The sequence below is a fragment of the Herbaspirillum camelliae genome, from assembly GCF_001929405.1.
GTDB lineage: Bacteria > Pseudomonadota > Gammaproteobacteria > Burkholderiales > Burkholderiaceae_D > Herbaspirillum > Herbaspirillum seropedicae.
In genome coordinates, this window is record NZ_KV880769.1 from 1,241,558 (window position 1) to 1,256,529 (window position 14,972).

General features: G+C 63.8%; 11 protein-coding genes. 8 read left to right on the plus strand and 3 right to left on the minus strand.

Annotation, left to right across the window (positions count from 1 at the left end):
- The first annotated feature begins 32 nt into the window (after positions 1-32).
- Genes rsmG through BGK68_RS05650 form a run of 5 tightly spaced genes read left to right on the plus strand, consistent with a single transcriptional unit; the run spans position 33 to position 3,659 of the window.
- Positions 33-695 (plus strand): 16S rRNA (guanine(527)-N(7))-methyltransferase RsmG, encoded by a 663-nt coding sequence (gene rsmG, locus BGK68_RS05630; protein ID WP_075256257.1) that lies wholly within the window; start codon positions 33-35, stop codon positions 693-695.
- Complete coding sequence (locus BGK68_RS05635; RefSeq protein WP_075256258.1) at positions 695-1,231, plus strand: lipocalin family protein; 537 nt, start codon at positions 695-697, stop codon at positions 1,229-1,231. Before rsmG ends, BGK68_RS05635 begins: the two co-directional genes overlap by 1 nt.
- Positions 1,232-1,282: 51 nt before the next feature.
- Entirely contained in the window at positions 1,283-1,915 is a 633-nt protein-coding gene (gene leuE, locus BGK68_RS05640; RefSeq protein WP_075256259.1) for a leucine efflux protein LeuE, read from the plus strand.
- Positions 1,916-1,933: 18 nt separating this feature from the next.
- The gene (locus BGK68_RS05645) at positions 1,934-2,704 is read left to right on the plus strand and encodes a ParA family protein (RefSeq protein ID WP_075256260.1); all 771 of its coding nucleotides are present in this window, start codon (positions 1,934-1,936) and stop codon (positions 2,702-2,704) included.
- Positions 2,705-2,744: 40 nt separating this feature from the next.
- Positions 2,745-3,659, plus strand: a complete 915-nt coding sequence (locus BGK68_RS05650) for a ParB/RepB/Spo0J family partition protein (protein ID WP_075256261.1) — start codon at positions 2,745-2,747, stop codon at positions 3,657-3,659.
- Positions 3,660-3,844: 185 nt separating this feature from the next.
- Here the strand turns inward: BGK68_RS05650 and BGK68_RS05655 are convergent, their stop codons facing one another.
- Positions 3,845-5,398 carry a glucan biosynthesis protein G gene (locus BGK68_RS05655; RefSeq protein ID WP_075256262.1) on the minus strand — a complete coding sequence of 518 codons (1,554 nt, stop codon included), beginning with the start codon at positions 5,396-5,398 and terminating at the stop codon, positions 3,845-3,847.
- A gap of 271 nt (positions 5,399-5,669) precedes the next feature.
- Here BGK68_RS05655 and bglX point away from each other — a divergent pair, with 271 nt between their 5' ends.
- Entirely contained in the window at positions 5,670-8,024 is a 2,355-nt protein-coding gene (gene bglX / locus BGK68_RS05660; RefSeq protein WP_075256263.1) for a beta-glucosidase BglX, read from the plus strand.
- A gap of 259 nt (positions 8,025-8,283) precedes the next feature.
- On the opposite strand, the gene BGK68_RS05665 is transcribed toward bglX, so the two are convergent.
- Positions 8,284-10,140: an ABC transporter ATP-binding protein gene (locus tag BGK68_RS05665; RefSeq protein WP_075256264.1), complete on the minus strand. Its 1,857-nt coding sequence runs from the start codon at positions 10,138-10,140 to the stop codon at positions 8,284-8,286.
- Between the two features lie 365 nt (positions 10,141-10,505).
- Between BGK68_RS05665 and BGK68_RS05670 the strand changes: the two genes are divergently transcribed.
- Complete coding sequence (locus tag BGK68_RS05670) at positions 10,506-11,162, plus strand: HD domain-containing protein (protein ID WP_075259692.1); 657 nt, start codon at positions 10,506-10,508, stop codon at positions 11,160-11,162.
- 9 nt (positions 11,163-11,171) lie between these two features.
- Here the strand turns inward: BGK68_RS05670 and BGK68_RS05675 are convergent, their stop codons facing one another.
- Positions 11,172-12,836, minus strand: a complete 1,665-nt coding sequence (locus BGK68_RS05675) for a methyl-accepting chemotaxis protein (protein WP_075256265.1) — start codon at positions 12,834-12,836, stop codon at positions 11,172-11,174.
- Positions 12,837-13,091: 255 nt separating this feature from the next.
- Here BGK68_RS05675 and BGK68_RS05680 point away from each other — a divergent pair, with 255 nt between their 5' ends.
- A complete protein-coding gene (locus BGK68_RS05680) occupies positions 13,092-14,882 on the plus strand; it encodes an ABC transporter ATP-binding protein/permease (RefSeq protein ID WP_075256266.1) in 1,791 nt (596 codons plus the stop codon).
- The last annotated feature ends 90 nt before the right edge of the window (positions 14,883-14,972 follow it).

The following is a 14,972-nucleotide window of genomic DNA, read 5'->3' on the forward strand; positions in this document are numbered from 1 at the left end:
TCCCGAACCAGATCAATACCAAGGCATCACGGATGAGCAACACTGCAGACCTGAACCATCTGACCCGCACCTTGAAGGACGGCGCCGCGGCCATGGGCCTGACGCTCTCCGACGCCCAGCTCGACAAGCTGATGGCCTACCAGGCCTTGCTGGCCAAGTGGAACAAGGTCTACAACCTGACGGCCTTGCGTGACCCGGCGCAGATGGTGACGCACCACCTGCTCGATTCGCTCTCGGCCGTCTCGGCCTTCACCGGCGCGCAGCGCGTGCTGGACGTGGGCGCCGGCGGCGGCCTGCCGGGCATCGTGCTGGCCATCTGGGCGGCCGAGGCGCAGCCGCAGATGAAGATCACCCTGGTCGATACGGTGCAGAAGAAGACGGCCTTCCTCAACCAGGTCAAGGCGCAATTGCAGCTGGGCAATGTCACGGTCGTGCATGCCCGTGTCGAACAGTTGCCCGTCGAGCAACAATACGATGTCATCACTTCACGCGCCTTTGCGGAACTGAAGGACTTCGTCACATGGTCGAACCACCTGTTGCAGCAAGGCGGCAAGTACATCGCCCTCAAGGGGGTGCTGCCGCAAGAGGAAATCGACCGGTTGCCGCCGGGCTGGGCCGTGCAGCAGGTACAGCCCTTGCAGGTGCCGGGCCTGGATGCCGAACGGCATCTCATCTTCATGGAAAGAACGACCTGATGAACAAACTCAAACAGGCCCTGGTGGCCGCCATGGTCTTGCTGGCAGTCGGAAGTGCTGCCACTGCCCAGGAAGTCAAGACCGTCCCCTCGGTGGATCTGAAGCGCTACGCCGGCAAGTGGTACGAGATCGCCAAGATCCCCAACAGCTTCCAGAAGAAATGCCTCTCCAGCACCAGCGCCGACTACGCGCCGCGCGCGGATGGCATGATCGATGTCACCAACCGCTGCCGCACCGCCGATGGCGTGGACGAGGCCAAGGGCGTGGCGCGAGTGGTGGCCGGCAGCAACAACAGCAAGCTGGAAGTGCGCTTCGCACCGGCCTGGCTGTCGTGGATTCCGATGGTCTGGGGCGACTACTGGATCATGGATCTCGACCAGCAATACACCCTGGCCACCGTGGGCAGCCCCTCGCGTGAATATCTCTGGATACTCTCGCGCACCCCCACCATCAGCGACGAGCAGTACGAGAACGCGCTCAACAACGCCACCAAGCAAGGCTTCGACACCTCGCGCGTGGTCAAGAGCAAGCCCTAAGCACACCCCAGCGGCCCGTCCCGGGCCCTTGCGCACACAGGAGGCGGCATCATGCAGGCGCTGTTTCATTCCCTCGGCATCACCGATATCTGGCAACTGATCGCCGCCACCATGGTGTTTCTGCTGCTGCCCGGCCCCGGCACGTTCTGCATACTGACCTGCGCGGCCAAGCGCGGCCTGCGTGGCGGATTTGCGGCACAGGGCGGTGTGATGCTGGGTGACGTCGTGCTCATGTTCCTGGCGGCCGCTGGCGTGGCCGCGCTATTGCATGCCAATCCCTTGCTGTTCCACGGTCTGCAGTACCTGGGTGCGGCGTATCTGGCCTACCTCGGTGCGCGTCTGTTGTTTGCAAGAGGCGAGGGCGGTGGTACAGTCGTACCCTTTTCCAACGCCGCAGAATTCCGGCGCGGCTTTCTGGTCACCTTGTTCAACCCGAAAGCCATCGTGTTTTACATGGCGTTCTTCCCGCTGTTCCTGGATCCCGCCACGCAACAAGGCGCGCTGACCTTCATCACGATGGGCGCCGTGATCAGTTGCTGCACCTTCCTCTACGGCAGCGTGCTGGTCATGGTCGGCAATGCCGCCGCCCGCCGCATGGCCCGCAATCGCACCATCGCCCGGTTGGCCTCGCGTGCGGCAGGGGTGTTCCTGATCGGTTTCGGCATCAAGTTGACCACGCAATAACGCTCACATAACAAAGATATGGCAAAAATATTTTGTGTCGCCAACCAGAAAGGCGGCGTAGGCAAGACCACTACCGCCGTCAATCTCGCCGCTGGCCTGGCGCAGCTGAACCAGCGCGTGCTGCTGGCCGACCTCGACCCGCAGGGCAATGCCACCATGGGGGCCGGCGTGAACAAGGCCACCCTGGAAGCCTCCATCTATGAAGTGCTGCTGGGCATGTCCGACATCCGCACCGTGCGCAAGCGTTCCGAAGCCGGCGGCTTCGACGTGCTGCCGGCCAACCGCGAGCTGGCCGGCGCCGAAGTGGAAATGGTCGAACTGGAACAGCGCGAAGCGCGCCTGAAGAACGCCTTCGCCCAGGTCGCCGACGACTATGACTTCATCCTCATCGACTGCCCGCCGGCGCTGTCCATGCTGACCCTCAATGGTCTGTGTTCGGCGCATGGGGTCATCATCCCGATGCAGTGCGAGTACTACGCGCTGGAAGGGCTGTCGGACCTGGTCAACACCATCAAGAAGGTGCACGCCAAGCTGAACCCGGAACTGAAGGTCATCGGCCTCTTGCGCGTGATGTTCGACCCGCGCATGACGCTGTCGCAACAGGTCTCGGACCAGCTGGAACAGCACTTCGGCGACAAGGTCTTCAAGACCGTCATCCCGCGCAATGTACGGCTTGCTGAAGCGCCCTCGTATGGGGTGCCGGGGGTGACCTTTGATCCCTTGTCCAAGGGTGCGCAGGCCTATATCGCGTTCGGCGCGGAAATGGTCGAGCGCATCAAGACGCTATAACTCGCGCTGTAATCACGCATCGTTTTCATCAGGCAATCGCATGGCAACTCTACCGAAAAAATCCAAGGGTCTGGGACGCGGACTGGACGCGCTCCTGGGCGGTTCATCCGACATCACCGAAGAAGCCCAGGCGCAGGCCGCTGCCCAGGGCCTGCCCACGGTCATGCCGGTCACCGAACTGCAGGCCGGCAAGTACCAGCCGCGTACCCGCATGGACGAGGGCGCGCTCAATGAGCTGGCCGCCTCGATCAAGGAACAGGGCCTGCTGCAGCCCATCCTGATCCGCGCCATCGGCCAGAAGAATGGCCGCGATACCTACGAGATCATCGCCGGCGAGCGCCGCTTCCGCGCCGCCAAGATCGCCGGCCTCACCGAGGTGCCGGTGCTGGTCAGGAACGTGGACGACCAGACCACGGCGGCCATGGCCCTGATCGAGAACATGCAGCGCGAGGATCTCAATCCCCTCGAAGAAGCCCAGGGCATCCATCGCCTCATCACCGATTTCGCCTTCACCCATGAACAGGCCGCCATTGCCGTGGGCCGTTCGCGCAGTGCGGTGTCCAACCTGCTGCGTCTGCTCAACCTGGCCAAGCCGGTGCAGACCATGCTCATGGCCGGCGATATCGACATGGGCCATGCCCGCGCGCTGCTGGTGGTCGATTCGGCCACCCAGATCCAGCTGGCCAACCAGATCGTGGCCAAGCGCATGTCAGTGCGCGACGCCGAGAAGCTGGTCACCCGCGCCTCCGCCGAGCAGGCCGCCAAGCCGCGCGAAGGAAAGGAAAAATCCCGCGACATCGCCCGGCTGGAAGAAGAACTGTCGGACCTGCTGGCCACCCAGGTCAGCATCAAGACCGGCGCACGCAACAAGGGCCAGCTGATCATCAGCTTCAACGACCTCGATGCGCTCGATGGCGTCATCACCCGTTTGCGCGGGGAGTCGGTGGAGAGCTGATCGCACCCATCCTATGCACCAAAGAAAATGGGCTGCCCGATTCGGAGCAGCCCATTTTTTATTGATATAAATAATTTATAGAATAATAGTTTTTTCCAAATACTCATTGAGCACTTATTGAGCACTCATCCTACCGTTCGACCTGAGTAGGCCCTTTCAGGGCCGTATCGAAGGCGCGCAGCAGCTTAGAACGTCCGCTGCACATCCGAACGCGGCGGCAACTGATAGCTCCAGGTCTCGGTCAGCGGCTTGCCATTGGCGCTCAGCGCAGCGCGCAACTCCACCGCCTGCGCCACATTGCGGATCTTCACCCGCAGCGTCAGCCGCCAGCCATTGATGGCCGGATTGGGCTGCAGCTGCGCATCGATGAGTTCGCCATTGTTGGACACGCTCACCTGCGGCTGCACCGGCGTGCCCGCCGGCAGCGAGCCCAGCGGACCACCGGTGAAGTCCACCAGCAGCGCCGTGGTGCCATCGAAGGCGCGGATCAGGTTGGCCTGCGTGAGCTCGCCATCGGTATGGAAGGTCTGCTTGACCCAGCCCACTTCATTGTTGAGGATGGCCGGCTCGTCCATGGTCCAGTGTATGCGATAGTCATAGGCCAGCGGTGTGCCGCGCGCGGGCAGTTGTGCAGGCAGCCAGTAGGCCACGATGTTGTCGTTGGTCTCGTCGGCGGTGGGAATCTCGACCAGCTGCACGGCCCCCTTGCCCCAGTCGCCCTTGGGTTCGATCCAGGCCGAGGGGCGCAGGTCGTAGCGGTCCTTCAGGTCTTCATAGGCGGAGAATTCGCGACCACGCTGCAACAGGCCAAAGCCGCGTGGATTGCTGACTTCGAAGGAACTCACTTCCACATTCTGCGGATCGTTCAACGGCCGCCACAGCCATTCGCCGTTGCCGGTATGGATGGCCAGGCCATTGGAATCGTGGATGGCCGGACGGAAGTTGCGGCGCGAGGATTGCTGGTTGGGGCCGAACAGGAACATGCTGGTCAGCGGCGCAATACCCAGGCGGCCCACTTCACCGCGCAGGAACACACGGGCCTGCACATCGAGCAGGGCGTCCTTGCCCGGCGTGAGGGTGAACTTGTAGGCGCCGGTGGCGCGTGGCGAATCCAGTAGTGCGAAAAAGGTCAACTGCTTGTCGCCCGGCGCCGGGCGCTGGATCCAGAATTCGGTGAAGTGCGGGAATTCCTCGCCGCTCATCATGGCCGTGTCGATCGCCAGTCCACGCGCCGAGAGGCCATACACCTGCCCCTTGCCGATCACGCGGAAATAGCTCGCGCCCAGCACGCTCATGACCTCGTCTTCCTTGTCATCGCGATTGAGGGGATAGACCACGCGGAAGCCCGCATAGCCCAGGTGCGCGGTGCTGTCCTTGGCCAGGTTCAGGTCACCGAAGTTGAAGCGGTCGGTGCTGTAGCCCACGTCCTGCACCCGGCCATCGATGATCTCGTGGATCGCCACCGGGGCGTTGAACTGCATGCCCTGGTGATAGAAGGCCAGTTTGAAGGGCGTCTTCTGGTCGCGCCATTCGAACTTCTCGCTCTTGGGCTGGATCTTCATGTAGTCGGCGAACTGCATCGCCGCAAAGGTCGGCGAGAGATTGCTCACCGGCTTCTGGTAGGGTTTGGCGGCCAGGTCCTTGGCGCGCGCCACGGCCTGGTTCAGGTCGAAGCCCTGGCTGGTCTGCGCCTGCGCCGAGGCGCCCAGCAAGGAAACCGACAGCGTGGCCGATACCATCACGCTGTGCAGAAAACTCCATTTCAATCCATGTCTGATCAATGCATTTCTCCACAAAGATGCGGCATTCCAGCCCCATCGGGCTGTGCGCCGCCATGCGCCTGCGTGTCCGGCAGGCATCAAAACAGAATAATATAGCGAACCGTCCGGCTGGCCATGCATCAAAGAACCCAAGCAATAAGTGCTCCCGCCGCCCGGCTGCTGTCCCGCTTGTGCAGGTCACAGAGTAGAGGGCAGACTGCCGCCAAAGTTTAAAAAAGAGAGGAAACCCGTGTCCCACAAGCTTACCAAGCGGCAAGCCGCGCCCGCGCGCCGTCCCCGCCTGGCCCTGGCCATCACCCTGTGCGCCCTGGCCTGTAGCGCCGTGCTCACCGGCCCGACCGCCCATGCGCAAGCCAATCCGGCCTTGCTCGGCGACAAGACCGCCTTTATCGACGACCTGCTGCGCCAGATGACGCTGGAAGAAAAGATCGGGCAATTGCGCCTGATCAGCATCGGCCCTGAGATGCCCGCCAAGAAGCTGGCCGAGGAACTGGCCGCCGGGCGCGTGGGCGGCACCTTCAATTCGGTGACCCGTCCCGAGAACCGTCCGCTGCAGGACGGCGCCATGCGTTCGCGCTTGAAGATCCCGATGTTCTTCGCCTATGACGTCATCCACGGCCATCGCACCACCTTCCCTATCGGCCTGGGCCTGGCCTCCAGCTGGGACATGGACGTGGTCGCCCGCGCCATGCGCGTCTCCGCCGAGGAAGCCGCCGCCGACAGCATCGACATGACCTTCGCGCCGATGGTGGACATCAGCCGCGATCCGCGCTGGGGCCGCACCTCCGAAGGCTTTGGCGAAGATCCCTATCTGGTCTCGCGCATCGCCGAGGTCTCGGTGCGCGCGCTGCAGGGCGACACCAAGCCCATCGCCGCCAATCGCGTGATGGCCAGCGTGAAGCACTTTGCGCTCTATGGCGCCGTCGAAGGCGGACGCGACTACAACGTCGTCAACATGGACCCGCAGCGCATGTACAACGACTACCTGCCGCCGTATCGCGCCGCCATCGATGCCGGCGCGGGCGCGGTGATGGTGGCGCTCAATTCCATCAACGGCGCCCCGGCCACCTCCAACACCTGGCTGCTGCAAGACCTGTTGCGCCGCGACTGGGGCTTCAAGGGACTGACGGTGTCCGACCATGGCGCCATCACCGAACTGGTCAATCACGGCGTGGCGCAGAACGACAGTGAAGCCGCGCGCCTGTCCATGAAGGCCGGCACCGACATGAGCATGGCCGACCAGGTCTACATCAAGCAATTGCCGGAGCTGGTGCGCTCGGGCAAGGTCTCGCAGCAGGAGCTGGACAATGCCGTGCGCGACATCCTCGGCGCCAAGTACGACCTGGGCCTGTTCAAGGACCCGTACGTGCGCATCGGCCGCGCCGCCGATGATCCGCCCGACGTCTACGCCGACAGCCGCCTGCATCGCCGCGATGCGCGCGAGGTCGCGCAGCAGTCCATGGTGCTGCTGGAAAACCGCAATGCCGCGCTGCCGCTGAAGAAGAATGCGCGCATCGCCCTGGTCGGTCCGCTGGCCGATTCGCACATCGACATGCTGGGCAGTTGGTCCGCTGCGGGCAAGGACAAGCAGACCATCACGCTGCGCCAGGGGCTGAAGGCAGCGCTGGGCGGAGAGGGCAAGCTGGTCTATGCACGCGGCGCCAACATCACCGAAGACAAGCACATCGTCGATTACCTCAACTTCCTGAACTGGGATGATCCGGAAGTGGTGCAGGACAAGCGCAGTCCCAAGGCGATGATCGATGAAGCGGTCAAGGCGGCGCGCCATGCCGACGTCATCGTGGCCGCCGTGGGCGAGTCGCGCGGCATGTCGCACGAATCTTCCAGCCGTACTTCGCTGTCGCTGCCGCAGAGCCAGCTGGACTTGCTCAAGGCGCTCAAGGCCACCGGCAAGCCGCTGGTCCTGGTGCTGATGAATGGCCGCCCGCTGGATCTCAATTGGGCGCGCGAGAACGCCTCGGCCATCCTGGAGACCTGGTACACCGGCACCGAGGGCGGCAATGCGATTGCCGACATCCTCTTTGGCGATGTCAATCCGTCCGGCAAGCTGCCCATCACCTTCCCGCGTTCGGTCGGCCAGATCCCCAGCTACTACAATCATCCGCGCGTGGGCCGTCCCTACACCGAAGGCAAGCCGGGCAACTACACCTCGCAGTACTTCGATGAGCCCAATGGTCCGCTGTATCCCTTCGGATACGGCTTGAGCTATACCGAGTTCAAGCTCTCGGAGGTGAGTCTGTCGCAGCCGAGCATGAGCGCCGACGGCAAGGTAGTGGCCAGCGTGACGGTGAAGAACGTGGGCCGCCGCGCCGGTGCGACCGTGGTGCAGCTGTATATCCGCGATGTGGCCGCGTCAGTGGTGCGTCCGGTCAAGGAGTTGAAGGATTTCCGCAAGGTGATGCTGCAGCCGGGTGAAGAAAAGCAGGTGCAGTTCAGCATCGATCGCAAGGCGCTGTCCTTCTACAACGCCAAGCTGGAATACGTGGCCGAGCCGGGCGAATTCCAGGTGCAGATCGGGCTGGATTCCAAGGAGGTGAAGACGGCTTCGTTCAATCTGCAGTAAGTTTTCTGGAAGAGGGCAACATGACTCCCGTTCGGACTGAGTAGCGGCGAAGCCGCGTATCGAAGGCTCGCCGTCGTGCTTTTATATGTTCGACAGCCGACGGAGCGCCTTCGATACGGCCCCGAAGGGCCTACTCAGTCCGAACGGTTGGAGATATAAATTGTCGTTGGATGAAGCAACGAAAATGGGCGCACTCGACAGTGCGCCCATTTTTTTGCTGCCGCCATAAATGATCTAAATCATTTATAAAAATCAGGCGTTACGCCATCACGGCGGCATCCTCTTCCTCTTCACCGAGGAAGCCGCCACTTTGATGCGACCACAAGCGCGCATACAAACCATTGGCCGCCAGCAGTTCAGCGTGCGTGCCTTGCTCGACGATACGGCCCTGGTCCAGCACGATGAGCCTGTCCATGGCCGCAATGGTGGAGAGGCGGTGCGCAATGGCCACCACGGTCTTGCCTTCCATGAGCTTGTAGAGCGAAGTCTGGATGGCCGCTTCCACTTCCGAATCGAGCGCGCTGGTGGCCTCGTCCAGCAGCAGGATGGGCGCGTCCTTCAACATCACGCGGGCAATGGCGATGCGCTGGCGCTGACCGCCGGAAAGCTTCACGCCGCGCTCGCCGACATGCGCGTCATAGCCGGTGCGACCCTTGGCGTCGGCCAGTGTGCCGATGAAGTCATGCGCCTCGGCGCGTTCGGCGGCGTGGGTCATCTCGGCATCGCTGGCGTCGGGACGGCCATAGGTGATGTTCTCGCGCACGGAACGGTGCAGCAGCGAGGTGTCCTGGGTGACCATGCCGATCTGCGCGCGCAGGCTGTCCTGCGTGACGTGGGCGATGTCCTGGCCATCGATGGTGATGCGGCCACCCTCGATATCGTAGAAGCGCAGCAGCAGGTTGACGATGGTCGACTTGCCCGCGCCGGAGCGGCCCACCAGGCCGATCTTTTCACCGGGGCGGATCACCAGGTCCAGCTTGTCCACCACCGGGCGCGGCGCCGCGCCGCCATAGCTGAAGCTCACGCCTTCGAAGCGCAGTTCACCCTGGCTCACCTTGAGCGGTTTGGCGTCCGGCGCATCCTTGACGTCATGCGCGCGCGCCAGGGTGTTGATGCCATCCTGCACCGTGCCCACGTGTTCGAACAGCGACGACATTTCCCACATCACCCAGTGGGCGATACCGTTCAGGCGCAGCGCCATGGCGGTACTGGCCGCCACTGCACCCACGCCCACCTTGCCCTGGGTCCACAGATACAGCGACACCCCGGTGGCGCCGATGATCAGCACCATGTTCAACAGGTGATTGACCACTTCGAAGCCCGAGACCAGGCGCATCTGCTGGTTCACCGTCACCAGGAATTCACGCATGGCGCTGCGCGCATAGTCGGCCTCGCGGCCGGCGTGCGAGAACAGCTTGACGGTGGCGATGTTGGTATAGGCATCGGTGATGCGACCGGTCATCAGCGAACGGGCGTCGGCCTGGTTGCGCGCCACCGCCGACAGGCGCGGCACGAAGTAGCGCAGCGCCACCGCGAAGGCGGCCAGCCAGATGAAGAAGGGCGCCAGCATCCAGAGGTCGAAGCTGCCCACCACGCCGATCAGGGTGGCGAAGTAGATGGTGATGAAGACCAGGATATCGCCCACGATCATGCAGAAGTCACGCACCGCCAGGGCGGTCTGCATGACCTTGGTGGCGACCCGTCCGGCGAACTCGTTCTGGTAGAAGCTCATGCTCTGGCTCAACATGAGGCGATGGAAATTCCAGCGCAGCAGCATGGGGAAGTTGCCGGCCAGGGTCTGGTGCTTGTACATGGTCTGCAAGGCAATGAGCAGCGGGCTGGCCGCCAGGATCAGCATCAGCCAGGTCAGGGTATGGCCTTCCTGCGACCACAGATGTGATGGCGCGATCTTGGCCAGCCAGTCGACGATGCGCCCGAGGGCGGCAAAGAGCAGCGCTTCGAACACGCCGATGATGGCCGTCATCAGGGTCATGGCGGCGATGTAGGGACGCACGCCCTTGGTACAGAACCAGATGAAGCGCATGAAGCCGCGTGGCGGCGGCAGGGGGTGGTGTTCCGGATAGGGGTGGACCAGTTTTTCGAACCAGCTGAACATGCAACAAACTCCAAGATCGGGTGGCGGGCGACGGTGCTGCGGTGCGCTCGCAAAGGGCGGCAGCCACGGCAGCGGCACGGTCGGACGTCTTTACTCCGGCATATCGGAAGAGCGCCCTGTGGGGGCGGATACACCGGTTCATGCGCGCTGGCGGATCGCTGCGGCAGCAAGGCCGCTATCGTGGTTCCGGGGCAGGGTCGCGAGAAGATGGAAGCCGCATCATCTCACATGCAGCGCCCTTGCGTGTATCAGAGCCCGGGAAAACACTTGTCGGAAAATCGGAATGATGGGCTGGACGGGCTGCCGCCATGATCGGCCCTGATCGGCGATACTGCCGCATTGACATCGATTTCTGCCCGCCACTCATGACGCTTGCCCAGACCGCCGCCGCCTTCGCCCCGCTCGACACCCTTGCCGCCGACCTGTTGCCCCATGTGATGGACGACGCTGGCGACGGCTCGCACGACCTGTCGCACCTGTTGCGGGTCTGGAACAATGCCTGCCGCCTGCAGAAGGAAGAGGGCGGGGATCTGCGCATCCTGCTGGCCGCCGTGCTGTTGCATGACTGCATACGGGTAGAAAAGAACTCGCCCTTGCGCAGCCAGGCCTCGGCCTTGTCGGCGCAGCGTGCGCGGGAGATCTTGCGCGACCTGCGCTGGGATGAGGCCGCCATCGAGGCGGTCGCTCATGCGGTGCAGGCGCACAGCTATTCGGCGCAGGTCACGCCGCAATCGCTGGAGGCGAAGATCGTCCAGGACGCCGACCGGCTCGATGCGATCGGCATGATCGGCGTGGCGCGCTGCTTCTATGTGGCCGGGCGGATGGGGTCGTCGCTGTACGAACCGCTCGATCCGCAAGCGCAGGCGCGCCCGCTGGAGGATGGCCGCTATGCGCTGGATCACTTCCCGGCCAAGCTGCTGCGCCTGGCCGAGGGTTTCCAGACGGTTTGCGGCGCACGCCTGGCGGAGCAGCGACAGGCCAGGATGCGCGATTTCCTCGCCGGCTTCCTGGCCGAATTGTGAACCCGGCGCTCAGGCTGCCCGTGCGTCCATCGCCAGCGCGGGGGCGGCCTTGACGTTGATGGTGCGCAGCACCGGCGAGTGATCCGGCCGTTCCAGCTGGAACACGCCCACCGCCTGGTTCAGGTTCACCGCCTGCTCCTGCAGAGTGGCCACGGCGGCGCTGGCCTGTTCCACCAGCGCTGCATTGTGTTGCGTGACCTGGTCCATCAGCCCGATGGCCTTGTGGACTTCCTCGATGCCCAGGCTCTGCTCGTGGCTGGCCGAGGAAATTTCGCCCATCACATCAGTGACCTGCTGCACGCTGGCCACGATCTGTTCCATGGTCTGACCGGCCTGTTCGACCAGGTGCGTGCCGTTCTCGACATTCTGGACCGAGTCGTCAATGAGCTGCTTGACCTCCTTGGCGGCGGCCGCACTGCGTTGCGCCAGGTTGCGCACTTCGGTGGCGACGACCGCAAAGCCGCGTCCCTGCTCGCCTGCACGAGCGGCTTCCACCGCCGCGTTCAGGGCCAGGATATTGGTCTGGAAGGCAATGCCGTCGATGACGCCGATGATGTCCACGATCTTGCGCGAGGACACATTGATGGCCGCCATCGTATCGACCACGTTGTCCACGATGGCGCCGCCCTGGCGCGCGATCTCGGAAGCGTTGCGGGCCAGCTGGTTGGCCTGGCGGGCGTGGTTGTCGTTCTGCTTGACGGTGGCGGTGAGCTGTTCCATGGCCGAGGCAGTCTCTTCCAGCGAAGCGGCCTGGTCTTCGGTGCGTGCGGCCAGGTCGCGGTTGCCGGCGGCGATCTGGCTGCTGATGGTGGCCACGCCGTCGGCAGCGTCGCGCACGCGGGTGACGGTGTGGCGCAGGTTGCCGCTCATTTCGGAGAGCGTGGCCATGATGCTGCGCGCACGCGTCTTGCCGGCCAGGGGCAGCGCCGCTGCGTGATACAGCTCGCCACGGTCGACCGCCAGCGCCAGTTCCTTGACCTCGTCAGGCTCGGCGCCCAGCGCGCCACGGATGGAGCGGGTGATCAGCATGGCCAGCACCGTGCCGGCCACCAGGGCGGCTGCCAGCAGCACCAGCATGAAGGCCTTGAACTCGCGCGCCACCGTGCGCGCCTTGGCCGACTCGGCCTGGCTCATGCTTTCTTCCATGTCGATGAAGTGATTGATGGCGGCCAGCCACTCGACGAAGGCGGGCTTGGCCTGGCTCAGCATGAGCTGGCGCGCGCCGTCGATATCGCCGCTGCTGCGCGCGGCGATGACCTTGGCCGCCAGCGGCATGGCGCGGGCTTCCACGGCCTTGATGTTGTCCAGGCTGGCGCGTTCTTCCGGGCGCACCTGCATGCCGGCAAACATCTCGTCGAGCAGCTTGGCCGAACGCTGGTAGTCGGCGTCGAGCTTGCTGATGAGGGCGCTCACGTCCTTGAACTCGGCATCGCCCACCAGGGTCAGGTCGCGCAGGGCGATGGCGCGGTCGTGCACGCTGCCGCGGAAGTTGATGGCGTAGCGCTGCTTGACGTTGTTGTCATCGCTGACGGTGGTCAGGCTGTCGTTGATGGCGTTGACCCTGGAAATGCTGACCACAGTCAGCACCAGCATCATCGCCAGCACCAGGGCAAAGCTCAGCGCCAGGCGCGTGGCGACCGAGAGCGAGGCGGGTTGGTCGGTGGCGGATTTCATGGTGAGGCTCCCTGCTAAGGGCCGGTGGGCCGGCCTGTATGGTTGATGTGGGGAAATTGATGTGCAGCAATATACTTCAGATGAGGCAGTATGATGGCTTTCCAAGCCAGCTCAGCCATTGAATGTTTTGATGGCGGCAATAGCCGCGCTGCCGCCGCTGGCCAAGCCGCCGGCCTGCCGGACCGCCGGAACTTAAGCCTGTCTTAAGTCTGGCGCGGCAAGCTGCATGCCAAGCTCATCCTCCACCATTGCGCCATGACCGATCCTCACGCCAAGTCCGCCACGCCGTCTTCCCCCAATGCCCTCGATACGCCCAATCGCGCCAGCCGCGCCGAGATCTGGGCCCTGATCCGGCCCTTCTGGGTCTCGGAAGAAAAATGGAAGGCCTGGGCGCTGCTGCTGTCCATCATTGCCCTGAACCTGGGCATGGTCTACATCAACGTGCGCCTGAACTCCTGGAACCGCGACATGTACGACGTGCTGCAATCACGCGACTATGCGCAGTTCAAGGCGCTGCTGTGGCAGTTCTCGTGGCTGGCGTTCATCTTCGTGGCCATTGCCATCTACAGCGTCTATCTCAAGCAGGCGCTGCAGATACGCTGGCGCTACTGGATGAGCCAGCGCTATCTGGGCCGCTGGCTGGCCCACCGCGCTTACTACCGCATTGAGCAAGGCCAGCAGGGGCGGCTCTCGGACAACCCCGACCAGCGCATCGCCGAAGACCTGCAGGCGCTCACCTCCAGCACCCTGTCGCTGGTGCTGGGTTTCATCTCCAGCAGCGTGACCCTGTTTTCCTTCATCCATATCCTGTGGGCCGTGAGCGGGCCGCTGACGTTTTCTGCACTGGGGCAGTCCTGGGTCATTCCGGGCTACATGGTCTGGTTCGTCATCGCCTATGCCGTCGTGGGGTCCGGCCTGGTGTGGTGGATCGGCCGTCCGCTGGTGGGCCTGAGCTTCCACCAGGAACGCTTCGAGGCCAACTTCCGCTTTGGCCTGATCCGCGTGCGCGAACATGCCGAAGCCGTGGCCCTGTATCGCGGCGAACCGCAGGAGCACGCCCAGCTCACCGCGCGCCTGGATGACATCCGCCGCAACTGGTGGGAGATCATGCGGCTGACCAAGATGCTCAACGTGGCCGTCAATTTCTATGGCCAGTTTGCGGTGATCTTCCCCATGCTGGTGTCGGCGCCGCGCTACTTCTCCGGCGCCATCTCGCTGGGGGTGCTCATGCAGATCAGCAATGCCTTCGGGCAGGTGCAGGATGCGCTGTCCTGGTTCATCAACGCCTTCACCACGCTGGCCAGCTGGAAGGCCAGCATCAATCGCCTGGCCGGCTTCAACGCCGATGTCGAGCGCGCCGCCGGCATGCCCCGCCACATCGATGTCGCGCCCCATGCCGGCAGCGCTGTGACCCTGCAGGGCCTGCAATTGTCCTTCCCCGACGGTGCGCCGATGATGCGCACCCTGAATGCACGGGTGGAATCCGGCGAGCACGTCCTCATCAGTGGACCCTCCGGTTGCGGCAAGTCCACCCTGATGCGCGCCATGGCCGATATCTGGCCTTACGGCCAGGGCAGTATCCAGTTGCCGCAGGACGCCCCGGCCATGTTCCTGCCGCAGCGCAGCTACCTGCCCATCGGCACACTGCGCGCCGCATTGTCCTACCCGGCGGCCGAGGGCAGCTTCGACGATGCCTTGATCACGCGCTATCTCGGCCTGTGCCGCCTGTCGCACCTGGCCGACCGGCTGGATGTGGCGGCCAACTGGAGCCACGCGCTGTCGCCGGGTGAACAGCAGCGCCTGGCCTTCGTGCGGGTCTTCCTCAACCGTCCGCGCCTGGTGTTCCTGGACGAGGCCAGCAGCGCCATGGATGGCCAGACCGAAGAAGTCCTGTATGCCGCCTTGCCGCGCGAATTGCCGGGCGTGACCGTGATCAGCATCGCGCACCGCGAAACGCTGGCGCGCTTCCATGACGTGCGCTGGCATTTCGTGGCGCCGGGCGAAGGCGAGGGCGGCGGCCATCGGGTCGAGATGGCGCCGATGTGAGGTCGGCAGGGCAGGGGACGGTTATACCGTTTTTGCATGGGTTGGCGCGGGGCTGCATGCCAGAATGGATTCATCGCGGACATGCCACCG